The following is a 21,526-nucleotide window of genomic DNA, read 5'->3' on the forward strand; positions in this document are numbered from 1 at the left end:
ATTGTTGTGCAATTTCCCAAATTCGGCCCGTAAATAAATAGGGTCAGAGTAGAATTATTGGCCAATTACTCAGCGGATAATTAGGGTCGGAGTCAAATTAACGGCTCAGCCGTGAATGTTGTCAAACAATTCGACTCTGACCCTAATTAGTTTGTGCGAGGTATAGCGCTAACACACGGAGGAAGTCGTCCTCCACGGCATTTTATTTCCCGAGTACTCGACCAGGGTCGATCAGATAGTAAAAAATATTGAGGGTCAGAGTGGAATTGCCGAGCAATTCCTTGAAGTTGTCAAACAATTCGACTCTGACCCTAATTAATGTGCACGAGCTTTTAGGCAAGCTGCGGCTAGCTTGTGTGAGATTAATTGCCCCGCCAAAAACTTTCCCGATAATTCGACACTGACCCTCGTGTGGTCAGTATTCGCGGCGGTCGGGTTTGATTTCCTGGAGGATGGTGGTGGCGATTTCTTCGATGGATTTCGTGGTCGACGAGAGCCAGCGGATGCCTTCGCGGCGCATCAGGTGCTCGGCCTCGTTGACTTCGTAGCGGCAGTTTTCCAGCGAGGCGTACTTGCTGCCGGCGCGGCGCTCGTTGCGGATTTGCGAGAGGCGTTCGGGCGTGATCGTCAGGCCGAACAGCTTGGCCTTGAACGGCGGCAGCGAAGTCGGCAGCCTGCCGCGTTCGAAGTCGTCCGGGATCAACGGGTAATTCGCTGCTTTCAGGCCGTATTGCATCGCCAGGTACAGGCTCGTCGGCGTCTTGCCGGAGCGCGAGACGCCGACCAGGATCACGTCGGCCTCGGCCAGGTTCTTGTGCGATTGACCGTCGTCATGCGCCAGCGAGAAGTTGATCGCCTCGATGCGGTTCTTGTATTCCTCGGTATCCACCGCATTGTGGATGCGCCCGATCGTGTGCGTCGATTTCACGTCCAGTTCCTGCTCGAGCGGCGCGACGAAGGTCTGGAACAGGTCCATGTGCATGCCGTTCGCCGAGCGGATCACGGCCGACAGGTCGTTCTTCACCAGCGTCGAGAACACGATCGGCCGCTGGCCGTGCAGCGCAAAGCTTTCGTTGATGCGGCGCGCGGCGTCGTACGCCTTCTCGATCGAATCCACGAACGGCAGGCGAATCTGGCGGAAACGCAGGTCGAACTGGCTCAGCACGGCGTGACCGAAGGTCTCCGCCGTGATGCCTGTGCCGTCGGAAACGAAGAACACGGTGCGCGATGCGGCGACTGGGAGAGGCAGGGAATCGTCGGTCATGGTGGCTGGGTCGGTATGCTTTGCTGACAAAGTGGCATTAAATGTGCGCTGCACTTCACCCCGCCGCGGGGTAAAATGCTCGGTAACGGGTTTTGCATTGTGCTGCACGCGGGCCAGAATAACAAGAACACGTCAAGACGCCCCCGCTTGCCGGCGCCGATGCACCAACAGCTTTCCATCATCAAGTAAGGGTGTTTTTATCATGACTAACCTAGCTACTCCAGCATTGTCGCCAGACGCACTGCAGGCCGACGGCGCCAATCGCGTCTACGTGGCCTCGTTCGAGGACCTGCGCATGACCGACGTCGAGTCGGTCGGCGGCAAGAACGCCTCGCTCGGCGAGATGATCAGCCAGCTGGCCGGCGCCGGCGTGCGCGTGCCGACCGGTTTCGCCACCACGGCCGACGCCTTCCGCGACTTCCTTGACCACAGCGCCGACGGCGGCCCATCGCTGGGCCAGCGCATCGCGACCCGCCTCGAGGGCCTGGACGTCGACGACGTGCGCTCGCTGGCGGCCGCCGGCGCCGAGATCCGCGGCTGGATCGTCGAGACCCCGTTCCAGCCCCGCCTGGAGCAGGACATCCGCGCGTTCTACGAGCGCCTGTTCGCCGGTTCGGACACCGAAGTCTCGTTCGCCGTGCGCTCCTCGGCCACCGCCGAGGATTTGCCGGACGCTTCGTTCGCCGGCCAGCAGGAATCGTTCCTGAACGTGGTCGGCATCGACAACGTGCTCGAAGCGATGAAGCACGTCTTCGCCTCGCTCTACAACGACCGCGCGATCTCGTACCGCGTGCACAAGGGCTTCACCCACGCCGAGGTCGCGCTGTCGGCCGGCGTGCAGCGCATGGTGCGTTCCGACACCGGCGCCGCGGGCGTGATGTTCACCATCGACACCGAATCGGGCTTCAAGGACGTGGTGTTCATCACCTCGAGCTATGGCCTGGGCGAGACCGTGGTGCAGGGCGCGGTGAATCCGGACGAGTTCTACGTCCACAAGCCGATGCTGGCCCAGGGCAAGTCGGCCGTCATCCGCCGCAATATCGGCTCCAAGCTGATCAAGATGGAGTTCACCAGCGAGGCCAAGGCCGGCCGCTCGGTCAAGACCGTCGACGTGCCGATCGAGCTGCGCAACCGCTATTCGCTGGTCGAGGAAGAGGTCATCGAGCTGGCCAAGTACGCGATGATCATCGAGAACCACTACGGCCGTCCGATGGACATCGAGTGGGGCAAGGATGGCCGCGACGGCAAGCTGTACATCCTGCAGGCGCGTCCCGAGACCGTGAAGTCGCAGCAGAAGTCCACCGACGCCCAGCAGCGCTTCAAGCTCAAGGGCACCGGCACCGTGCTGACCCACGGCCGCGCGATCGGCCAGAAGATCGGCGCCGGCCCGGTGCGCGTCATCACCGACCCGTCCGAGATGGAACGCGTGCAGCCGGGCGACGTGCTGGTGGCCGACATGACCGACCCGAACTGGGAACCGGTCATGAAGCGCGCTTCGGCGATCGTCACCAACCGCGGCGGCCGCACCTGCCACGCGGCGATCATCGCGCGTGAGCTGGGCGTGCCGGCGGTGGTTGGTTGCGGCGACGCAACCGACGTGCTCAAGGACGGCACCCTGGTCACCGTGTCCTGCGCCGAAGGCGACGAAGGCATGATCTACGACGGCCTGCTGGAAACCGAGGTCACCGAAGTCTCGCGTGGCGAACTGCCGCCGATCAAGACCAAGCTGATGCTCAACGTCGGCAACCCGCAACTGGCATTCGACTTCCAGTCGGTGCCCAACAACGGCGTTGGCCTGGCCCGCCTCGAGTTCATCATCAACAACAATATCGGCGTGCACCCGAAGGCCATCCTCGAGTACCCGAACATCGATGCCGACCTGAAAAAGGCGGTGGAGTCGGTGGCCCGCGGCCACGCCTCGCCGCGCGCCTTCTACGTCGACAAGCTGGTCGAAGGCGTGGCCACCATCGCCGCCGCCTTCTGGCCGAAGCCGGTGATCGTGCGCCTGTCCGACTTCAAGTCGAACGAGTACAAGAAGCTGATCGGCGGTTCGCGCTACGAACCGGACGAAGAGAACCCGATGCTGGGCTTCCGCGGCGCCGCGCGCTACCTGGCCGAGGACTTCGCCGAATCGTTCGCGATGGAATGCGCGGCCATGAAGCGCGTGCGCAACGACATGGGCCTGACCAACGTCGAGCTGATGGTGCCGTTCGTGCGTACCCTGGGCCAGGCCGAGAAGGTCGTGGACCTGCTGGCCAAGAATGGCTTGACCCGCGGCGAGAACGGCCTGCGCCTGATCATGATGTGCGAGGTGCCGTCCAACGCCATCCTGGCCGAGCAGTTCCTGCAGTACTTCGACGGCTTCTCGATCGGCTCCAACGACCTGACCCAGCTCACCCTGGGCCTGGACCGCGACTCCGGCATGGAACTCCTGGCCAAGGACTTCGACGAGCGCGACCCGGCCGTCAAGGCGATGCTGTCGCTGGCGATCAAGGCCTGCCTGGCGCAGGGCAAGTACGTCGGCATCTGCGGCCAGGGTCCGTCGGACCATCCGGACTTCGCCCAGTGGCTGGTGGACGAAGGCATCGAGTCGATGTCGCTCAACCCGGACTCGGTGATCGAGACCTGGCAGAAACTGGCCAAGGCCTGATTGCAGGCATGTTCCATCGCGGGCCGCCGGTGCTACACTGGCAGGAATGATCGCTTTCCAAGCCCTCGAGAATGACCGCCGCGCTTGTCGCGCGGCGGTACAGAACCCTCGTTACCCATCCCGGGTAGCGAGGGTTTTTTATTTCGTCTAACGAGAGGAGACCCTGACATGTCCGACTGGACGTACTGGCTGATCGGCGCCGGCATCCTGGTCGTCGCCGAGCTGTTCATCGGCACCTTCTACCTGCTGATGATCGCGATCGGACTCTTGTCCGGCGCCGCCGCGGCCTGGCTGGGCGCCAGCGGTCCGCTGCAGACCCTGGCGGCGGCGATCGTCGGCATCGTCGCCACCATGATCCTGCGCCGTACCCGCTATGCCCGGCACGGACGCGGCCAGGCCGCGAACGACCCCAGCATCAACCTCGACATCGGCCAGCGCGTCACCGTGCCGCAGTGGCAGGAGCGGCGCGCGCGCGTGATGTACCGCGGCGCGCTGTGGGACGTCGAGCTGCGCGCCGGGCTGGAGCCGGAGCCGGGCGACTTCGAGATCGTCGAGGTCCGGGGCAACCGCCTGATCGTCGCCCGCCGCTAGCGGCACGGAAGAACAACCCGTAACGAGAAAGGATGCACATGGAACCGTCTTTCAGCGTGGTCGCGATCGTGATCTTCGCCATTGCCCTGGTCTTCGTGTTCAAGACCATCAACGTGGTGCCGCAGCAGAACGCCTGGGTGGTCGAGCGCCTCGGCAAGTACCACGCCACCCTGGCCCCCGGCCTGAACATCGTGGTGCCGTTCGTCGACCGCGTCGCCTACAAGCACAGCCTGAAGGAGATTCCGCTCGACGTACCGCCCCAGGTCTGCATCACGCGCGACAACACCCAACTGCACGTGGACGGCATCCTGTACTTCCAGGTGACCGACGCCATGCGCGCCTCCTACGGTTCGTCGAACTACATCCAGGCCATCACGCAGCTGGCCCAGACCACGTTGCGCTCGGTGATCGGCCGCATGGAGCTGGACAAGACCTTCGAAGAACGCGACCTGATCAACACCCACATCGTCAACGCCATCGACGAGTCGGCCGCCAACTGGGGCGTCAAGGTGCTGCGCTACGAGATCAAGGACCTGACGCCGCCGGCCGAGATCCTGCTGGCGATGCAGGCCCAGATCACGGCCGAGCGCGAAAAGCGCGCGCTGATCGCGGCCTCGGAAGGCCGGCGCCAGGAGCAGATCAACATCGCCAGCGGCGAGCGCGAGGCGGCCATCGCGCGCTCCGAAGGCGAGAAGCAGGCCGAGATCAACCGCGCCATGGGCGAGGCGGCCGCCATCGTGGCGCTGGTCGAGGCCAGCGCATCGGCGCTGCGCCAGGTGGGCGAGGCGATCGCCTCGAAGGGCGGCATGGACGCGGTCAGCCTGCGCGTGGCCGAGCACTACGTGGACGCGTTCGCGAACCTGGCCGGGACCAACAACACCCTGATCGTGCCGGCCAACCTGGGCGACATGAGCACCATGATCGCCAGCGCGCTGCAGATCGTGAAGGTGCACAAGTGAAGCGCGTCTTTATCGTCACCGGCGGGTCCAATGGCATCGGCGCCGAGATCGCACGCCAGCTCGCGGCCCGGCACGGCGCCGGGGTCGCGCTGGTGCTGGCCGCGCGCAACCAGGGGCCGCTCGACCTGGTCGCCGGCCAGTGCCGCTCGCTCGGCGCCGACACGCTCACGGTGGCCTTCGACGCCGGCCGCCAGGACGATTGCCAGCGCCTGGTCGCGCGGGCGGTCGACCACTTCGGCCGCATCGACGTCCTGGTCAACAATGCCGGCCGTTCGGCGCACGCCCTGTTCGACGAGGTCGAGAACCTGGCCTGGTACGAGGAGCTGATGCGCGTGAACCTGTGGGGCAGCGTGTGGTGCACCCAGGCCGCGCTGCCGCACCTGAAGGCGAGCCGCGGCGCCATCGTGGCGGTGTCGTCGCTGGCTGGCCTGGTCGGGGTGCCGGGACGCACCGCGTATTGCGCCACCAAGTTCGCCATGAGCGGCTTCTTCGAGGCGCTGCGGGTCGAATTGAAGGAGGAGGGCGTCAGCGTGACGACGGCCTATCCGGGCGTGGTGGCCACGCGCATCCGCTGCCGAGGCTTCAACGCCAGGGGAGAGGAAGCGGGCGCCAGCGCGCTCAAGGAAGAGAAGGCGATGCCGGTCGGGGAATGCGCGCGCCTGATCGTCAAGGCGATGGAGGCGCGCCGGCGCGAAGTCGTGATGACGGCCCAGGGCAGGATCGGGCGCTGGCTCAAGCTGATCGCGCCCGGCCTGGTCGACCGGATGGCGCTGGCCGCCGTGAAGGACGACCTGCGGCCGCAATGAATCGTGGTGGTCACCGAGAGCCGGTTGAGCGCGTCGGCGGCGCAGCCGCCAACGCGTTACATCGCCATCAGAACCCCATGGTCGCCGACACCACCACGCTGCGCGGCGCTGCCAGCACCAGGTAGCCCGCGCCCGGATAGCCGCCGGCCGAGGCCCAGTAATTCTTGTCCGTGACGTTGTCCACGCGCGCGCGCAGGGTCAGGTCGCGGGCCATGAAGCGGGTGCTGTAGGTGGCGCCCAGGTCCACGCGGGTCCACGACGGCAGCTTTTGCAGGTTGGCGCCGTCGGCGTACTGTTTCGACGTGTACACGGTGCGCGCGTTCAGCGACAGGCCGGCCACGCCCGGCACGTCCCAGTCGGCGCCGATGTTCAGCTGCGTTTCCGGCACGCCGATCGCGTCCTTGCCCTGGTTCACGCCGCCGGCCGTCACGCGCTGCTCGGCGTCGATCAGGGTCAGGCCCCCCAGCAGCTTCAGGCCGCGCATCGGGGTGCCGAACACCGACAGCTCGAGGCCGCGGTTGCGCTGCTCGCCGAACACGCCGAACACGCGGTTCTCGACATAGGCGCTCGGCTGGCTGGTCGAGAACACGGCGGCCGTCACGCCGTAGCGGCCGCTGTCGTACTTGACGCCCGCTTCACGCTGGCGCGCGACGTAGGGTGCGAAGACCTCGCCCTGGTTGATTATGTCGACGCCCGAGGCGACCGCGCCGCGCTGCAGGCCTTCGCTGTAGTTGGCATATACCGACACGTCCTTGCGTGGCTTGTAGACGATGGCCGCGAATGGCGTGTTCTCGCTCGATTCGTAGCCCGAATTCTCCAGCCCGGTATTGTAGTCGTAGCCGAAGTCCTTGATGCGCTGGTGGCGCACGCCGACGTTGACCAGCACCTTGTCCTCCATGAACGACATGGTGTCGGCGACCGCCAGGCCCGACAGGATGGTCTTCGAGGTCACCAGCGGATCGCTCATGTCGCCGCCGGTGAAGAAGGTCGGCGACGGCGCCGCGACGTCGCGCGGCGCGTACAGGTTGGACCCGAAGCCGGCGAAGTCGCTCATGCCGTAGGCGTTGCGCGACTTGGAATGAAAACCGGACGCTGACGCGCTCAGCACATGCTTGACGGCGCCCGTGCGCAGCGAACCGCGCACGCCCACTTCGCCGGTGCGCACCTGGTCCTTGCGGATATTGTCGAAGCGGCTCATGGTGGCGTCGCCATTGACGGCGTTGACGTCGATGCCGGCCAGGATGTTGAACTCCTGGCCGTTGCGCAGGCCCGCGGCCGCCCAGGCCACCGCGTCGGTGCCCAGGTCGACCTCGGCGCGCACGGTGCCGAAGGTATGGCGCTCGTTGGAGACGGTCCAGGGCTGGGCGAAGTTGTGGCTCGCATCCGGCGCCGCGATCATTGGCAGGCCGGGCGCCAGGTCCACGCTCGGACGGGCATTGGTCAGCTGGTGGTCCTGCGCGCCGACGTCGGCCGACAGGCGGTAGCCGCGGCCGCGGTAGTCGACGCCGATCGAATACACGGACAGCTCGCGCTCTTCGCGGTCGACCGCCGTGTCGCCGTTGCGGTGCGCCACATTGACGCGCACGCCGGCGCGGCCTTCCTCGCCGAAGCGGCGGCCCAGGTCGATGGCGCCGTAGCCCTGGCCGCCGGTTTCGACACCCACGGTGACTTCGCTCAGTTCCTGGTTCGGGGCGCGCTTGGGCAGGATGTTGATCGAGCCGCCGATGCTGCCGCCGGCCGGCGCCGCGCCGTTGATGAAGCTGTGCGCACCGCGCAGCACCTCCACCCGTTCCATCAGCTCGGTGGCCACGAACTGGCGCGGCAGCAGGCCGTACAGGCCGTTGTAGGCGGTGTCGTCCGAACCGACCGCGAAGCCGCGGATCATGTACAGCTCCTGGTAATTGCCGAAGCCGCGCGCCACCCGCACCGACGGGTCGTTCTGCACCACGTCGGCCACGCTGCGCGCCTGCTGGTCCTGGATCAGCGCATGGGTGTAGTTGGTGCTGTTGAACGGGGTGTCCATGATGTCGACGTTGCCCAAGAGGCCCAGGCGACCGCCGCGCGCCACCTGGCCGCCGGCATAGGCCGCGGGCAGGCCCTGGGCCGAAGCGTCGGCCGACGCGGTCACGACGACGGTCGAGATGCTCTCGCCGGTGTCCGGCGCGTTCTGCTGGGCCGATACGGCGCCGGACGCCGTCATGGCGACGAGGAGGGCGGCGGCCAGCGCGGCCGGGGTGGGGGTTGGCTTCAGGGTCGGGCGCAGGGAATTCATGTGTCTTGCTCTTCTTATGCAATGGAGATGACGCGCATTCTATGCCTGAAGCTTGCGTCTGTAAATGAGAACGATTATTATTCGTGGTCTGTGTCGCTAGCTATTATGCTTACCCAATAACATGTCACCTGTTTCCCTGCGCCGCTGGGGCTGGATTCACAAGTGGTCCAGCCTGGTCTGCACCACCTTCATGCTGCTGCTGTGCCTGACCGGCCTGCCGCTCATCTATTACCACGAGATCGGCCACCTGCTGGGCAACGAGGTCGAGCCGCCGGCCCTGTCGCAACCGATGCCAATGGGCAACGTCGACGCCGTGATCGCCTCGGCCCAGGAGCTGTACCCGTCCAAGAAGCCGATGTTCATCTCCCAGGAAGCGGACGTGCCCGAGATCTGGAACGTGACCCTGGCCGACCACATGCACGACCACGACTACAAGCCGATCGCGGTCGATGCGCGCACCACGCAGGTGATCACCGAGCCGGCCTTCGAGGGCGGCGCATTCATGTCGACCATGCTGGCGCTGCACGTCGACCTGTTCATGGGCCTGGCCGGCCAACTGTTCCTGGGGTTGATGGCCCTGTTGCTGTTGGTGGCGATCGTCAGCGGCGCGGTCCTGTACTCGCCCTTCATGCGCAAGCTCGATTTCGGCACCGTGCGCAAGGAAAAGAGCAGCCGCCTCAAATGGCTCGACATGCACAACCTGCTGGGCATCGTCACGCTCACCTGGCTGTTCGTGGTCGGCGGCACCGGCATGATCAATACCTGGGCCGACCTGATGCTCAAGTATTACCAGCAAAACGAGCTCAGCGAGATCCTGGCCCAGTACAAGGACAAGGCGCCGCAGCCGCATACCGCCTCGGTGCACGACGCGATCGAAAAGGCCAGGGAGCGGCTGCCGGGCATGCGGGTCGCCTTCGTGGCCTTCCCGGGAACGGACTTCACCAGCGCCCACCACTACGGCATCTACATGAACGGCGACGAACCGTTCAGCTCGCGCATGCACCGGCCGGTGCTGGTCGACGCCCACACCGGCGAACTGACCGACGCGCCCGAACTGCCGTGGTACCTGAAAGCGCTGCTGGTGTCGCAACCGCTGCACTTCGGCGACTACGGCGGCCAGTGGATGAAATTCCTGTGGGCGGTGCTCGACCTGGCGACCATCGGGATCCTGGTGACGGGCCTGTACCTGTGGGTCAAGCGCGGCAAGACCGCCAACGCGACGGCCAAGGCCGCGGCCCTGGACAAGCACGCGCCGGCATGTGGCCACGGGGCGCCGGCGCTGGCGCGCGAGGGGGGCGGGTCGTGAGCCGCACCATGAGCCGCACCATGAGCCGCGCCGCTGGCCGAAGCCCGATGCAGATCTGGGGCGCGCCGATCGTGCTCGCCATCCTGACCACCATCGGCCTCATCTCGGCCCTGCTGGGTGACGGCATCTGGGACGCCCTGTCCGCCGTCACGCTTGGCATTCCCTGCCTGGTCGGCGCCTGGTCCTGCCTGCGCCGCACGCCGAGCGCCCGCCAGCGCCGCTGAACCGGCGGCGCCGCGCGGCGCCCGGGGCACGTTTGGTGCGCCGGGGTTGGTGACGGCCCGCGCCACGCTGTATACTTGGCGCCAGTCGATTCCGCACAGCATGAGCTGGCCGCGGGATTCGTCCATTCTCGAAAGGGCCTCATGTTTGCAGCAGTCGACCTCGGGTCCAACAGCTTCCGCCTGCACATCGGCGAGCCGCTCGGCGCCCGCATGCACATCGTGCGCACCGCGCGCGATCCGATCCGCCTGGCGGCGGGGCTCGACAGCCGGAACATGCTCAGCGAGGCGGCGATGCGCGGCGCCATCGCCTGCCTGCACGACTTTCGCAAGATCCTCGACGAATACCACCTCGACGCCGTGCGCGTGGTCGCCACCAACACCATGCGCGTGGCGAAGAACGCCGACCAGCTGCTGCCGCAGCTCGAAGCGGCGATCGGATACCCGATCGAGATCATCTCGGGCGAGGAAGAGGGGCGCCTGATCTACATGGGCGTGACCCGCGCCATCGAGCGCCACGACGAGCGGCGGCTGGTGATCGACATCGGCGGCGGCTCGACCGAGGTCATCGCCGGCGCCGGCGCCGAGATCCACCTGGTCGAGTCGTTCGGCATCGGCACCCAGCCGCAGGTGCGCGCCTATTTCCCCGACGGCCGCATCACCGCGCGCGCCTTCGACGCCGCCGTCACCGCGGCGCGCGCCCGCTTCGAGGACGCCGCCTCGCTGTATCACGCCCAGGGCTGGGACGCCGCCTACGGCTCGTCCGGCACCATGCGCGCCATTTCGGAAGTCATCGGCCGTAACGCGATCGGCGACGGTGCGGTGTCGCAGGCCAGCCTGCTGCTGCTGCGCGACCTGCTGATCGAGCTGGGCCACGTGGAAGCCGTCTCGCTTCCGGGCGTCAAGCGCGACCGGGTGCCGGTGATGGTCGGCGGCCTGACGGTGCTCATCGGCGCCATGCAGGAGCTGAAGGTCGAGCGCCTGCAGGTGGTCAATGCCGGGCTGCGCCTGGGCGTGCTGTCCGACCTCGAGCTGCGCGCCAACCGGCGCGACCGGCGCGACGCCGCGGTCCGCTCCTGCATGCAGCGCTTCCGGGTCGACACCCAGCGCGCGCTGCGCACCTGCGGCATCGCGACCCTGCTGTACGAACGCCTGCAGCCGCAGGCCGACAGCCAGCCGCACTACCTGGCCTGGAGCGGCATGCTGCACGAGATCGGCCTGGCCATCTCGATGAGCGGGGCCCACAAGCACGGCGCCTACATCGTCGAGCACGCCGACCTGGGCGGCTTCACCACGCGCGAGCAGCGCCTGCTGGCGACCCTGGTGCTGGGGCAGAAGGGCAATCTGCGCAAGATCCGCGACGCGCTGATCGATCCCGACCTGGCCAAGGCGGTGCTGGCGCTGCGCCTGGCGGTGGTGTTCATGCACGCGCGCGCCGACAACGACATCGGCGGCCTGCGCCTGCGCATGAAGAGCAGGATCGAGATCGACCTGCCGCCGGAACTGCTGGCGCGCCATCCGACGCTGGCGCCGTGGTTCGAGAAGGAAGAGGGCAACTGGAATGAGGTCGGAATCGGCTTCCAGGTGCGGTAGGGTCGGCGGCTTTGCCGCCGACGCGGTGATAGATTGCCACTAGATCATTCGGCGCGATACCGGAGCCGATCACCATCACCGCATTGCAGCAAGCCGCCAACCCCACGCCGTTCAGCGCAATTTGCCGATCACGTCGGGCCCCGCCACCAGCCGGATAAAGGGTACGCCGTCCGCCCCCTTGTGCTCGATCCAGAACACGCCCGCCTTGCGGATGCGCCAATCCTGCTTGTCTCCGCACACGACCATCGACGCGACTTGCCCCAGTAGCGGCTGGTGGCCGACGATCAGCGCCGGCTGGCGGTGCCCGGGCCAGCCGCAGGCGGCGATGATCGCCTCCGCGCTCGAGTCGGTGCTGAGCGCCTCGACCACCTCGTAGCGCCGTCCCAGCGCCTCGACGGTCTGGATGCAGCGCCTGGCCGGGCTCACCAGGATGCGGCAGGCGGGCGGAAGCTTGCGGTCGAGCCAGGCGCCCATGCGCGCGGCGTGGCGTTGGCCCTTGGGCGTGAGTGCGCGCGCCGCATCCGGCTCGCCCGGCTCGGCCTCAGCGTGGCGCCACAGGATCAGTTCCATTGTCGGTCTCCTTGTCGTTGGCGTCCCCTTTGAGGCTGGCGGCGCCGAGCATGTCCATCAGCACCTGCTGCGCGCTGTACTGCGGCTGCTTGCCGCGCGCCTTGCGGCGCCGGTAATGGCCGTCGGACGCCAGCTCCCAGGCATTGACGTTGTCCTTCAGGTAGGGGTGCAGCCCCTCGCGCAGCACGCGCCGCTTGAGCGCGGTCGAGCGGATCGGGAATGCGACTTCGACCCGGCGGAACAGGTTGCGGTTCATCCAGTCCGCGCTGCTGAGCACCACGTCGTGCTTCAAGTCGTTGCGGAAGTAAAAGATGCGGGTGTGCTCCAGGAAGCGGCCGACGATCGAGCGCACCTTGATGTTGTCGGACAGGCCGTCCACGCCCGGCCGCAGCGAGCAGGCGCCGCGCACGATGAGGTCGATCTTGACTCCGGCCTGCGAGGCCTCGTACAGCGCCTTGATCACCGATTCGTCGGTGAGCGAATTCATCTTGGCGATGATGCGGCCCGGCCGGCCATGGCGCGCGATCTCGGCTTCCTGGCGGATCGCGCGCACGATCTCTTTCTGCAGCGAGAACGGCGCCAGCCAGATGCTGGCCAGCTGCCTGGGCCGGGTCATGCTGGTGAGGTGGATGAACACCTCGTTGACGTCGGCGGTGAGTTCCGGATCGGCGGTCAGGAGGCCCATGTCGGTATAGAACTTGGCCGTCGTCGGGTTGTAGTTGCCGGTGCCGAGATGGGCGTAGCGGCGCAGGCCACTGGGTTCGCGGCGCAGCACCAGGGCCATCTTGGCATGGGTCTTGAGGCCCACCACGCCATACACCACCTGGGCCCCGGCCTGCTCGAGCTTCTCGGCCCAATTGATGTTGGCTTCCTCGTCGAAGCGCGCCATCAGTTCGACGATGACGGTGACTTCCTTGCCGCGCCGCGCGGCCTCGATCAGCGCTTCGACCAGCTCCGAATTGCTGCCGGCGCGGTAGATGGTCTGCTTGATCGCCACCACGTTGGGATCGGCCGCCGCGCACCCGATGAAGTTGATCACCGGCTGGAACGACTCGAACGGGTGGTGCAGCAGCGCGTCGTGCTTGCGCAGGGTGGCGAACAGGTCCGGGCCGGACAGCTTGCCGGCATAGCCGGGCACGAAGGGCGGGAATTTCAGTTCCGCCTGGTCGTTGGCGTTGACGATCTCGAGCAGCCGGCCCAGGTTGACCGGGCCGTCGACCGTGAACAGGCGGCTGCGGTCGATCTGGAACTGGTCGAGCAGGAAGTCCGACAGGTGCTCGGGGCAGGAGCGGCCCACCTCCAGGCGCACGGCGAAGCCGTACTGGCGGCTGTGCAACTCGCTGCGCAGCGCCTGGCGCAGGTTCTTCACTTCTTCCTCGTCGACCCACAGGTCGCTGTTGCGGGTGACGCGGAATTGCGAGTGCGACACCACCTCGCGGCCGGTGAACAGGTCGGCCATGTGGGCCTGGATCACCGACGACAGCATGCAGTAGGAGGCGCCTTTCTTGTCCGAGAGCTCGTCGGGCAGCCGGATCACGCGCGGCAGCACGCGCGGCGCCTTCATGATCGCGATGCCCGAGCCGCGCCCGAAGGCGTCCTTGCCGCTGAGCTCCACGATGAAGTTCAGGCTCTTGTTGATCACGCGCGGGAAGGGATGGGCCGGATCGAGCCCGATCGGCGTGAGCAGCGGGCGCACCTCGTTGTCGAAGTACTGCTTGACCCAGGCGCGCTGGGCGGGGTTGCGTTCGCTGCGGTGCAGCAGATGGATGCCGTGCTCGGACAGTTGCGGCTGGATCTCGGTGTTGAACAGGCTGTACTGGCGGGCGATCAGGTGGCGGCATTCGGCGCTGGCGCGTTCCAGGTCGGCCGCCAGGACGTCGGGCAGGGCGCCGCTGTCGCGGTCGATCTGGTACTGGGCCAGCAGGCTGGCGACCCGCACTTCGAAGAACTCGTCCAGGTTGCTCGCCACGATGCACAAGAAGCGCAGGCGTTCGAGCAGGGGAACCGACGGGTCTTCGGCCTGGGCCAGCACGCGGCGGTTGAATTCGAGCAGCGACAGTTCGCGGTTCAGGTAGGCGCCACTGTCGGAAAATTGTTTGAGCTCAGCCTCGATGGCCTTTTTCTTCATGTCCATATTCTGCGGTCGTAGTCGTCCCGCAGTCAGTGTAGATGTCAAATATGACAACCCGGTGACACCGGCGCCCCTTCGCCTGCAATTGACTTAACGAACTGTTAAGCCTTGATACGATGGCGACGGCTATGCTTGGCGCTCCATTCACCGAGGAGCCGTCCATGAGAAACTTCGTACGCGCCAACAAGGGCTTCCTGATGTTCCTGCTGTTGTTCGGCGTGTTTCGCAGCGCGGTGGCCGACTGGAGCCCGATCCCGAGCGGCTCGATGCGGCCGAACCTGCTGGAGGGCGACGTGGTGCTGATCAACCGCATGGCCTTCGACCTCAAGATACCATTGACCGAGCGGAGCGTGGCGCACCTGGGCGAGCCGGCGCGCGGCGACATGGTCGTATTTCACGCGCCGCACGACGACATCCGCCTGATCAAGCGCGTGCTGGCCGTGCCGGGCGACCTGGTCGAGATGCGGGGCGACCGCCTGTTCATCAATGGCGAGGGCGCCAGCTATTCGGTGCTGGGCGAGGCGCGCGAGCGCAGCCGCGGCCACGCGGTCGACGCCATCCGGCTGGAAGAGCGGGTGGCGGGCACGCGCCAGCGCATCCAGGTCTTGCCGGGCGTTGCGGCGCCGCGCAGCTTCGACCCGTTGCGCGTCCCGGCCGGCCAGTACCTGATGTTGGGCGACAACCGCAACGACAGCGCCGATTCGCGCGTGATCGGCCTGGTGCCGCGCGAGAAGCTGATCGGCCGCGCCGAGCGCATCCTGGTGTCGGCCGCCTACCAGGAAGACTGGATGCCGCGCCTGGACCGCTTCGGCCTGTCGCTGCGCGCGCCGTAGGGCGACGCCGGGGCGACCGCGCCGCAGCACGGGGTGAGGATCGGTGAGGATTGAAGGGGGCGACATGGCGTACAATCGCGTCCCCCTGACGATCGCATCGTGCGGTATCCAGGCGCCCATTCGCAATGATCCCGAAAGTGTAGTACATGCAAAAGCTCCTCACCGTCATCCTCGCCTGCCTCGGCATGATCGGCGCCCTGGCCATCGATACCTATCTGCCGTCGATGCCGGCGATCGGCGTCGAATTCGGGGTCGGCCCGGTGGCCGTGCAACAGACCCTGAGCGTGTTCCTGTTCACGTTCGCCTTCATGATGCTGTTCTACGGCACGCTGTCGGATTCCTTCGGCCGCCGGCCCGTGATCCTGGCCGCGCTCCTGGTCTACACGCTGGCCTCGATCGGCGCGGCGTGGGCGCCGAGCTTCGGCTGGCTGCTGGTGTTTCGCGCGCTGCAGGGCCTGTCGGCCGGCGCCGGTTCGGTGATCGGCCAGGCCATCGTGCAAGACCGTTTTTCGGGCGCGCAAGCCCAGCGCATGATGTCGCACATCATGATGGTGTTCGGCCTGGCGCCGGCCATCGCCCCGATCCTGGGCGGCTGGCTGCACGTGCACTTCGGCTGGCGCGCGTCGTTCGTGTTCCTGGCCGTGTTCGGCGCGGCGCTGATCGTCCTGGTCATGAAAATGCTGCCCGAAAGCCTGCCGGTCGACAAGCGCCAGGCCTTCCACCCCGGAACCATCGGCCGCAACTACCTGATGGTGCTGCGCAACCCGCAATTCGTGTTCCTGGCGCTGTCGGTGGGCCTGGCCTTCAGCGGCCTGTCGCTCTACATCGGTTCGGCCTCGAACTTCGTGATGGAGATCCTTGGCCTGCCCGAGACGGCGTTCGCGTGGATGTTCATCCCGCTGGTGGGAGGCATGGTGGTGGGCTCGGCCTGGGGCGGCAGGCGCGCTCACCGTGCGACCCCCGGCGCGACCCCCGGCGCCATGATGCGGACCGGCTACGTGCTGATGGCGCTGGGCGTGGCGCTCAACGTCGGTTATCACGCGCTGTTCCCGGCCAGCGTGCCGTGGTCGGTGCTGCCGCTGTTCGTCTATACCTTCGGCCTCGCGGTGGCGATGCCGGCGCTGCAGTTGACCGCGATGGGCCTGTTTCCGCGCAACCGCGGCCTGGCCTCGTCGATGGTCGGCTTCATCCAGATGATGTCGTTCGCGCTGGTGTCGGGCCTGGTGGCGCCGCTGCTGTTCGACAGCGCCCTGAAACTGGCGCTGGGCGTGGCGGCCGGCCTGCTGCTGAGCTTTGGCGCCTGGCGCCTGTCGGTGCGCAGCGCGGTGGCGCCGGGCGCGCTGGGCGCCTGACACGTCCGCCCACACCACGGCCGCGTCAGCGGCGGTTGGTCTTCATGGCCTGGTTGACTTCGCGCTTGGCGTCGCGGTCCTTCTCGGTGGCGCGCTTGTCGTGCTGCTTCTTGCCCTTGGCCAGGCCGATCTCGCATTTCACGCGGCCTTTCTTCATGTGCAGGTTGAGCGGCACCAGCGTGAACCCGGCGCGCTCGACCTTGCCGATCAGCTTGTCGATCTCGGCGCGGTGCAGCAGCAGCTTGCGCGAGCGCAGCGCCTCCGGGTGGCTGAAGGTGGAAGTCGTCGTCAACGCACTGACGTGCGCGCCGAACAGGTAGAGCTCGCCGTTGCGGACGAGCACATAGGCTTCCTTGATCTGCACCCGCCCTTCGCGGATGGCTTTTACTTCCCAACCCTCCAGCACCAGGCCCGCTTCGTAGCGGTCTTCGATGAAGTAGTCAAAAAATGCTTTTTTATTGTCAGCGATGCTCATGAAAAGGCGAAAATTCGCGTGTCGGTTAAACTACTGCCATTGCGCCAACAAACGGCGCATGCAAATGACCAACATCATAACAAACGGTTGACCAATGGCAGTAGTGCACAAATCAGTTTTCCTTGGCTATAGCGCAGAACAGATGTTCGACCTGGTCGCCAAGGTCGAGGATTACCCCAAGTTCCTGCCCTGGTGTGCGGGCGTCAAGGTGGTGGAGCGGACTGACGACAAACTGGTCGCCAGCCTGCAGATCAATTTCCACGGCGTTAAGCAAAGCTTCACGACGGCGAACCACAACCAGCGCCCGACCCAGATGAAGATGCACCTGGTGGACGGTCCTTTCAAGATGCTGGAGGCAACCTGGAGTTTCAAGGCCCTGCGTGAAGATGCCTGCAAGATCGATTTCGACATGCAGTACGAGTTCTCGAGCGTGATCCTGGCGCAGATCGTCGGCCCCGTATTCGGAATGATCGCCAACAGCATGGTCGACTCGTTCTGCAAGCGCGCCGAGGCGCTGTATGGCTGAGACGCTGCGCATTTCGGTGTGCTATGCCAGCGACCGGGTCGAATGGCTGCACCCGATGCAGGTCGACGCGGGCACGACCATCGGCGAGGCGATCGAGCGCAGCGGCGTGCTCCAGGCCTTTCCCGACATCAACCTGACGACGCAGCCGGTCGGCATCTATGCCAAGAAAAAGACGCTCGACACCGTACTGCGCGAGCGCGACCGCATCGAAATCTACCGGCCGCTCGTGGCCGATCCCAAGGAGTCGCGCCGCAAGCGCGCGGCCAAGAAGGCGCGCGGCGCGCCCGCCGCTGGGGCCGACCTGGCCGACGACGGCGCCTAGCGGCACGCACGCGTTGTCTGTTGTGCGCCCGCAATAATTGGATAGATTCCACGGGGTTTCTTGGTATCATGACGACTCCCATGGGCCGAGGCGTGCATGCGGCGAAAGGCAAGGGCGCACGGCGCCCCGGAGCCTGGCCTGACACGATGGCGCCCATTCGTCGCCGCCGTGCCGCCATGCCGGTGTGTCCACCCGCCGCGTTACTACCCGCCTTATTGCTGTGCCGATATTAAATGCCGTAAGTTTGTTATTGGTGACCACCGCCTTGTCCGGTGTCATGCTGCTGGTCCTGTCGTCGCTCGCCAAGAGCGAGGTGGCGGGTATCCGTGAGTGGCGACGGGCGAACCTGCTGGCGGTGGTGGCGCTGACGCTGTTCGCCGGGCGCGGGCTGGTCCCCGATTTCCTGAGCATCGAGGTGGCCAACGCGCTCTACATGGGCACGATCACGATGTGCTATGCGGGCTTTCGCCGTTTCCTGGGGCGCTCGGTCCCGTGGCGGATGCTGGCGTGCGGGGCGCTGGCCGCCATGTCCGCGCTCGTGTTCTTCCATCTTGCCGTCGATTCGCCGCCGCTGCGCATCGTGGCGATGTCGATCTACCACAGCGCCGTCTGTTTCGCGATCGGCGTCGCCTTGCGCGCGCCGGCCGAGCCGCGCCTGCGCTATTCGTTCATCTTCACCCGCTGCGCCGCCCTGGTGCTGGGCGTGGGCCACGCCTGGCGCGGCGCCTTCTACGCCATCGATGCCTACCAGCCTTATTCGCTGCTCGAGGCGAGCAACTACAATATGGTGTTCTTTGCGATCGGCACCCTGGCGCTGCCGGCGCTGACGCTGGGCGCCGTGATGATGGCCAATGCGCGCCTGATCGCCGCCAGCATGCACGCCGCCGACCACGATCACCTGACCGGCGCCGCCTCGCGCCGCGCATTCTTCGCCTTCGCCGAGCGCGAGCTGGCGCGGGCCGGGCGCAGTGGCAGCGGTCTCGGCCTGTTGCTGGTGGATGCCGACCACTTCAAGCGCATCAATGACACCCATGGCCACGGGGTCGGCGACCAGGTGCTGCGCGACCTCGTCGAGCGCACCCGGCAAGCCATCCGCAAGATCGACTACTGCGCGCGCCTGGGCGGCGAAGAGTTCGCGGTGCTGCTGCCCGACGCCGACGGCGGCACGGTGCTCGCGGTGGCGCAGCGCCTGCGCGCCGCGCTCGAACACGCGCTGCCGGCGGGGGCGGGCGAGGCCGGCGTGTCCTGTACGGTCAGCATCGGCATGGCCATGCTGCAACCTGGCGAGCACATCGCCAGCCTGATGGCGCGCGCCGATACGGCCCTGTACGCGGCCAAGGCGGGCGGGCGCAACCGCGTGGAGGTCGCGCCCGAGCCGCTCACCGGCCCGATGAGCGGCGCGCTGAGCGGCAAACTGAGCGAGCCGGCGGCGTAGCGGCTCAGCGGCACTCCTGCAGCGCGCGCTTCACCTGTTCGCTGCGCGCGGCCTTTTCTTCGTCGCTCAGATAGGTTTTTTCGCCATCCGGTCCGACCCGCGCGACGCGCATGCCCGAGGCGAGACTGGCCTCTGTCTCGCGCGCCGCGGCGCAATGCTCGGCCAGGCGCCGGCGGCGCGCGGCTTCTTCCTGGCTTGCTTGCTCCTGCTCGGCGCGCGCCTTGCTGCGTTCGCGGAAGGCGGCTTCCTGCTCGGCCAGGGTGGGCGCTCTGGCCGCGGCCTGGCCCCCGGTTGGCGTCGCGGCGGCAGGTTCCGCAGGAGGCGCTGGTTCGGGCGCCGGGCGGCCGGGCGACTTGAGGATCTTGCTGGCCGGCGTGCCGGGCGGCGGTGGGCGGTCGGTATACTGGCGCGTGCCGTTGGGGCCGATCCAGACGTACTGGGCATGGGCGGCGGTCGCGGCAAAGAGGAGCAGGGCGCCGAGGGCGTGTCTGGACAGAAGAGGCATGAGATGGTTCCTGATTGAATCGCGTCGATTTCGCCATGTCCTGGCTCGGCTGTCAATTGCCGGGCGCACCATGCAAAAGAAATTTTGCGCCTCCCCGGCGACGGCAATGGGGAGTTTCTGTATAATTCGCTTTTGCGCCTATAGGAAATACTATGCGTCTCCTCCAAAAAGCACTCACCTTCGATGACGTGCTGCTCGTCCCGGCTTATTCCAACGTTCTCCCGGCCCAAACCTCGCTGCGTACCAAGCTGACCCGGAACATCACGCTGAACATTCCGCTGCTGTCGGCGGCCATGGACACCGTCACCGAATCACGTCTGGCGATCGCAATGGCGCAAGAGGGCGGCATCGGCATCATTCACAAGAACCTGAGGCCGAGCGACCAGGCGCGCGAAGTGGCGCGGGTGAAGCGTTTCGAAGCCGGCGTGCTGCGCGACCCGATCACGATCCCGCCGACCATGAAGATCCGTGAAGTGCTGGCGCTCTCGCAGCAGCACGGCATCAGCGGCTTCCCGGTGGTCGAGGGCAGCCAGGTGGTGGGCATCATCACCAACCGCGACCTGCGTTTCGAGGAAGACCTGGAAGCCGAAGCGCGCGCCAAGATGACGCCGCGCGAGAAGCTGGTGACCGTGAAGGAGAACGCGGACACGGCTGAAGCCAAGCGCCTGATGAACAAGCACCGCCTGGAGCGCGTGCTGGTGATCAACGACGACTTCGAGCTGCGCGGCCTGATCACCGTGAAAGACATTCAAAAGTCGCACGAGCACCCGCTGGCCTCAAAAGATTCGCAGGGTAAGCTGCTGGTCGGCGCCGCCACCGGCGTGGGCCCGCGCGACGAGGAGCGCATCGAACTGCTGGTCGCCGCCGGCGTGGACGTGCTGGTGGTGGACACCGCCCACGGCCACTCGCAGGGCATCCTGGACCGCGTGAAATGGATCAAGGAGCGCTTCCCGCACGTGGACGTCATCGGCGGCAACATCGCCACCGCCGCCGCGGCGCTGGCGCTGGTGGAAGCGGGCGCCGATGCGGTGAAGGTTGGCATCGGCCCCGGCTCGATCTGCACCACCCGTATCGTCGCCGGCGTCGGCGTGCCGCAGATCACCGCGATCTCGAACGTGGCCAAGGCGCTCGAAGGCACCGGTGTGCCGTGCATCGCCGACGGCGGCATCCGCTTCTCGGGCGACATCTCGAAAGCGCTGGCAGCCGGCGCCCACACGGTCATGATGGGTTCGATGTTCGCCGGCACCGAAGAAGCGCCGGGCGAAGTGATCCTGTATCAGGGCCGCAGCTACAAATCCTACCGCGGCATGGGCAGCCTGGGCGCGATGGCCGACGGTTCGGCCGACCGCTACTTCCAGGAAGCCTCGAGCACGGCCGACAAGTTCGTCCCGGAAGGCATCGAAGGCCGTGTCGCCTACAAGGGCAGCGTGCTGGCGATCATCTTCCAGCTGATCGGCGGCGTGCGCCAGTCGATGGGCTACTGCGGCTGCTCGACCATCGATGAGCTGCGCGAGAAGGCGGAGTTCGTCGAGATCACCTCGGCCGGCATGCGCGAATCGCATGTGCACGACGTGCAGATCACGAAAGAAGCGCCGAACTACCGTTCGGAGTAATCGACATCCGCCGCGGCCTTAGCGACGGCTGCGCTCTTGTGGGGTGGACGGGTTCCCCTCCCACCCGTTCAATCGACGCACGCGCTGTTTGAACGCGTGGCC

Annotated in this window: 19 protein-coding genes; 13 read left to right on the plus strand and 6 right to left on the minus strand. The window is 66.4% G+C overall.

Translation table 11 applies throughout. The features are described 5' to 3' along the window. Positions 1-415: 415 nt before the first annotated feature. Positions 416-1,264 (minus strand): posphoenolpyruvate synthetase regulatory kinase/phosphorylase PpsR, encoded by an 849-nt coding sequence (ppsR, locus tag ACZ9AQ_RS04880; protein ID WP_429202356.1) that lies wholly within the window; start codon positions 1,262-1,264, stop codon positions 416-418. Positions 1,265-1,466: 202 nt separating this feature from the next. Between ppsR and ppsA the strand changes: the two genes are divergently transcribed. The 4 genes from ppsA (at position 1,467) to ACZ9AQ_RS04900 (ending at position 6,270) form a co-directional block, all read left to right on the plus strand. Continuing rightward, entirely contained in the window at positions 1,467-3,914 is a 2,448-nt protein-coding gene (ppsA, locus tag ACZ9AQ_RS04885; protein ID WP_429202354.1) for a phosphoenolpyruvate synthase, read from the plus strand. Positions 3,915-4,082: 168 nt separating this feature from the next. Next, entirely contained in the window at positions 4,083-4,505 is a 423-nt protein-coding gene (locus tag ACZ9AQ_RS04890) for an NfeD family protein (RefSeq protein WP_429202352.1), read from the plus strand. A gap of 38 nt (positions 4,506-4,543) precedes the next feature. Beyond that, positions 4,544-5,464 (plus strand): SPFH domain-containing protein, encoded by a 921-nt coding sequence (locus ACZ9AQ_RS04895; RefSeq protein WP_429202351.1) that lies wholly within the window; start codon positions 4,544-4,546, stop codon positions 5,462-5,464. After that, on the plus strand, positions 5,461-6,270 hold the full coding sequence (locus ACZ9AQ_RS04900) for an SDR family oxidoreductase (RefSeq protein ID WP_429202349.1): 810 nt from the start codon (positions 5,461-5,463) through the stop codon (positions 6,268-6,270). Before ACZ9AQ_RS04895 ends, ACZ9AQ_RS04900 begins: the two co-directional genes overlap by 4 nt. 67 nt (positions 6,271-6,337) lie before the next feature. On the opposite strand, the gene ACZ9AQ_RS04905 is transcribed toward ACZ9AQ_RS04900, so the two are convergent. Continuing rightward, positions 6,338-8,542, minus strand: a complete 2,205-nt coding sequence (locus tag ACZ9AQ_RS04905; protein ID WP_429202347.1) for a TonB-dependent receptor — start codon at positions 8,540-8,542, stop codon at positions 6,338-6,340. Positions 8,543-8,663: 121 nt separating this feature from the next. Here ACZ9AQ_RS04905 and ACZ9AQ_RS04910 point away from each other — a divergent pair, with 121 nt between their 5' ends. The 3 genes from ACZ9AQ_RS04910 (at position 8,664) to ACZ9AQ_RS04920 (ending at position 11,662) form a co-directional block, all read left to right on the plus strand. Further along, complete coding sequence (locus tag ACZ9AQ_RS04910) at positions 8,664-9,848, plus strand: PepSY-associated TM helix domain-containing protein (RefSeq protein WP_429202345.1); 1,185 nt, start codon at positions 8,664-8,666, stop codon at positions 9,846-9,848. Next, a complete protein-coding gene (locus ACZ9AQ_RS04915; protein ID WP_429202343.1) occupies positions 9,845-10,072 on the plus strand; it encodes a hypothetical protein in 228 nt (75 codons plus the stop codon). Before ACZ9AQ_RS04910 ends, ACZ9AQ_RS04915 begins: the two co-directional genes overlap by 4 nt. A 141-nt stretch (positions 10,073-10,213) precedes the next feature. Continuing rightward, the gene (locus ACZ9AQ_RS04920; protein WP_429202341.1) at positions 10,214-11,662 is read left to right on the plus strand and encodes a Ppx/GppA phosphatase family protein; all 1,449 of its coding nucleotides are present in this window, start codon (positions 10,214-10,216) and stop codon (positions 11,660-11,662) included. Positions 11,663-11,773: 111 nt separating this feature from the next. Here ACZ9AQ_RS04920 and ACZ9AQ_RS04925 read toward each other — a convergent pair whose 3' ends face one another. Beyond that, the gene (locus tag ACZ9AQ_RS04925; protein WP_429202339.1) at positions 11,774-12,232 is read right to left on the minus strand and encodes a SixA phosphatase family protein; all 459 of its coding nucleotides are present in this window, start codon (positions 12,230-12,232) and stop codon (positions 11,774-11,776) included. Beyond that, positions 12,204-14,366, minus strand: a complete 2,163-nt coding sequence (gene ppk1, locus ACZ9AQ_RS04930; protein ID WP_429202338.1) for a polyphosphate kinase 1 — start codon at positions 14,364-14,366, stop codon at positions 12,204-12,206. Before ppk1 ends, ACZ9AQ_RS04925 begins: the two co-directional genes overlap by 29 nt. Before the next feature lie 158 nt (positions 14,367-14,524). Here ppk1 and lepB point away from each other — a divergent pair, with 158 nt between their 5' ends. Continuing rightward, positions 14,525-15,196 carry a signal peptidase I gene (gene lepB / locus ACZ9AQ_RS04935; RefSeq protein ID WP_429202336.1) on the plus strand — a complete coding sequence of 224 codons (672 nt, stop codon included), beginning with the start codon at positions 14,525-14,527 and terminating at the stop codon, positions 15,194-15,196. Positions 15,197-15,342: 146 nt separating this feature from the next. Next, the gene (locus ACZ9AQ_RS04940; RefSeq protein WP_429202334.1) at positions 15,343-16,548 is read left to right on the plus strand and encodes a multidrug effflux MFS transporter; all 1,206 of its coding nucleotides are present in this window, start codon (positions 15,343-15,345) and stop codon (positions 16,546-16,548) included. 25 nt (positions 16,549-16,573) lie between these two features. On the opposite strand, the gene smpB is transcribed toward ACZ9AQ_RS04940, so the two are convergent. After that, positions 16,574-17,023, minus strand: coding sequence for an SsrA-binding protein SmpB (gene smpB, locus ACZ9AQ_RS04945; RefSeq protein ID WP_005667675.1), 450 nt, complete (start codon positions 17,021-17,023; stop codon positions 16,574-16,576). A 94-nt stretch (positions 17,024-17,117) separates the two neighbouring features. On the opposite strand from smpB, the gene ACZ9AQ_RS04950 reads away from it, so the two are divergent. From ACZ9AQ_RS04950 to ACZ9AQ_RS04960, 3 genes are all read left to right on the plus strand, one after another. Beyond that, the gene (locus ACZ9AQ_RS04950) at positions 17,118-17,549 is read left to right on the plus strand and encodes a type II toxin-antitoxin system RatA family toxin (RefSeq protein WP_208277973.1); all 432 of its coding nucleotides are present in this window, start codon (positions 17,118-17,120) and stop codon (positions 17,547-17,549) included. After that, the gene (locus tag ACZ9AQ_RS04955; RefSeq protein WP_429202332.1) at positions 17,542-17,871 is read left to right on the plus strand and encodes an RnfH family protein; all 330 of its coding nucleotides are present in this window, start codon (positions 17,542-17,544) and stop codon (positions 17,869-17,871) included. Before ACZ9AQ_RS04950 ends, ACZ9AQ_RS04955 begins: the two co-directional genes overlap by 8 nt. 265 nt (positions 17,872-18,136) lie before the next feature. Further along, entirely contained in the window at positions 18,137-19,306 is a 1,170-nt protein-coding gene (locus tag ACZ9AQ_RS04960; protein WP_429202330.1) for a GGDEF domain-containing protein, read from the plus strand. A 4-nt stretch (positions 19,307-19,310) separates the two neighbouring features. Here ACZ9AQ_RS04960 and ACZ9AQ_RS04965 read toward each other — a convergent pair whose 3' ends face one another. Further along, complete coding sequence (locus tag ACZ9AQ_RS04965; protein WP_429202328.1) at positions 19,311-19,811, minus strand: DUF4124 domain-containing protein; 501 nt, start codon at positions 19,809-19,811, stop codon at positions 19,311-19,313. A 152-nt stretch (positions 19,812-19,963) separates the two neighbouring features. Between ACZ9AQ_RS04965 and guaB the strand changes: the two genes are divergently transcribed. Next, the gene (gene guaB / locus ACZ9AQ_RS04970; protein WP_429202326.1) at positions 19,964-21,424 is read left to right on the plus strand and encodes an IMP dehydrogenase; all 1,461 of its coding nucleotides are present in this window, start codon (positions 19,964-19,966) and stop codon (positions 21,422-21,424) included. The last annotated feature ends 102 nt before the right edge of the window (positions 21,425-21,526 follow it).

This window comes from Massilia sp. UYP34 (assembly GCF_056279385.1).

Bases quoted from the DNA above. Each gene is read 5' to 3' on its own strand.
- ppsR (WP_429202356.1), bottom strand. From the start codon at position 1,264: ATGACCGACGATTCCCTGCCTCTCCCAGTCGCCGCATCGCGCACCGTG.
- ppsA (WP_429202354.1), top strand. From the start codon at position 1,467: ATGACTAACCTAGCTACTCCAGCATTGTCGCCAGACGCACTGCAGGCC.
- ACZ9AQ_RS04890 (WP_429202352.1), top strand. From the start codon at position 4,083: ATGTCCGACTGGACGTACTGGCTGATCGGCGCCGGCATCCTGGTCGTC.
- ACZ9AQ_RS04895 (WP_429202351.1), top strand. From the start codon at position 4,544: ATGGAACCGTCTTTCAGCGTGGTCGCGATCGTGATCTTCGCCATTGCC.
- ACZ9AQ_RS04905 (WP_429202347.1), bottom strand. From the start codon at position 8,542: ATGAATTCCCTGCGCCCGACCCTGAAGCCAACCCCCACCCCGGCCGCG.
- ACZ9AQ_RS04910 (WP_429202345.1), top strand. From the start codon at position 8,664: ATGTCACCTGTTTCCCTGCGCCGCTGGGGCTGGATTCACAAGTGGTCC.
- ACZ9AQ_RS04920 (WP_429202341.1), top strand. From the start codon at position 10,214: ATGTTTGCAGCAGTCGACCTCGGGTCCAACAGCTTCCGCCTGCACATC.
- ACZ9AQ_RS04925 (WP_429202339.1), bottom strand. From the start codon at position 12,232: ATGGAACTGATCCTGTGGCGCCACGCTGAGGCCGAGCCGGGCGAGCCG.
- ppk1 (WP_429202338.1), bottom strand. From the start codon at position 14,366: ATGGACATGAAGAAAAAGGCCATCGAGGCTGAGCTCAAACAATTTTCC.
- lepB (WP_429202336.1), top strand. From the start codon at position 14,525: ATGAGAAACTTCGTACGCGCCAACAAGGGCTTCCTGATGTTCCTGCTG.
- ACZ9AQ_RS04940 (WP_429202334.1), top strand. From the start codon at position 15,343: ATGCAAAAGCTCCTCACCGTCATCCTCGCCTGCCTCGGCATGATCGGC.
- smpB (WP_005667675.1), bottom strand. From the start codon at position 17,023: ATGAGCATCGCTGACAATAAAAAAGCATTTTTTGACTACTTCATCGAA.
- ACZ9AQ_RS04950 (WP_208277973.1), top strand. From the start codon at position 17,118: ATGGCAGTAGTGCACAAATCAGTTTTCCTTGGCTATAGCGCAGAACAG.
- ACZ9AQ_RS04955 (WP_429202332.1), top strand. From the start codon at position 17,542: ATGGCTGAGACGCTGCGCATTTCGGTGTGCTATGCCAGCGACCGGGTC.
- ACZ9AQ_RS04965 (WP_429202328.1), bottom strand. From the start codon at position 19,811: ATGCCTCTTCTGTCCAGACACGCCCTCGGCGCCCTGCTCCTCTTTGCC.
- guaB (WP_429202326.1), top strand. From the start codon at position 19,964: ATGCGTCTCCTCCAAAAAGCACTCACCTTCGATGACGTGCTGCTCGTC.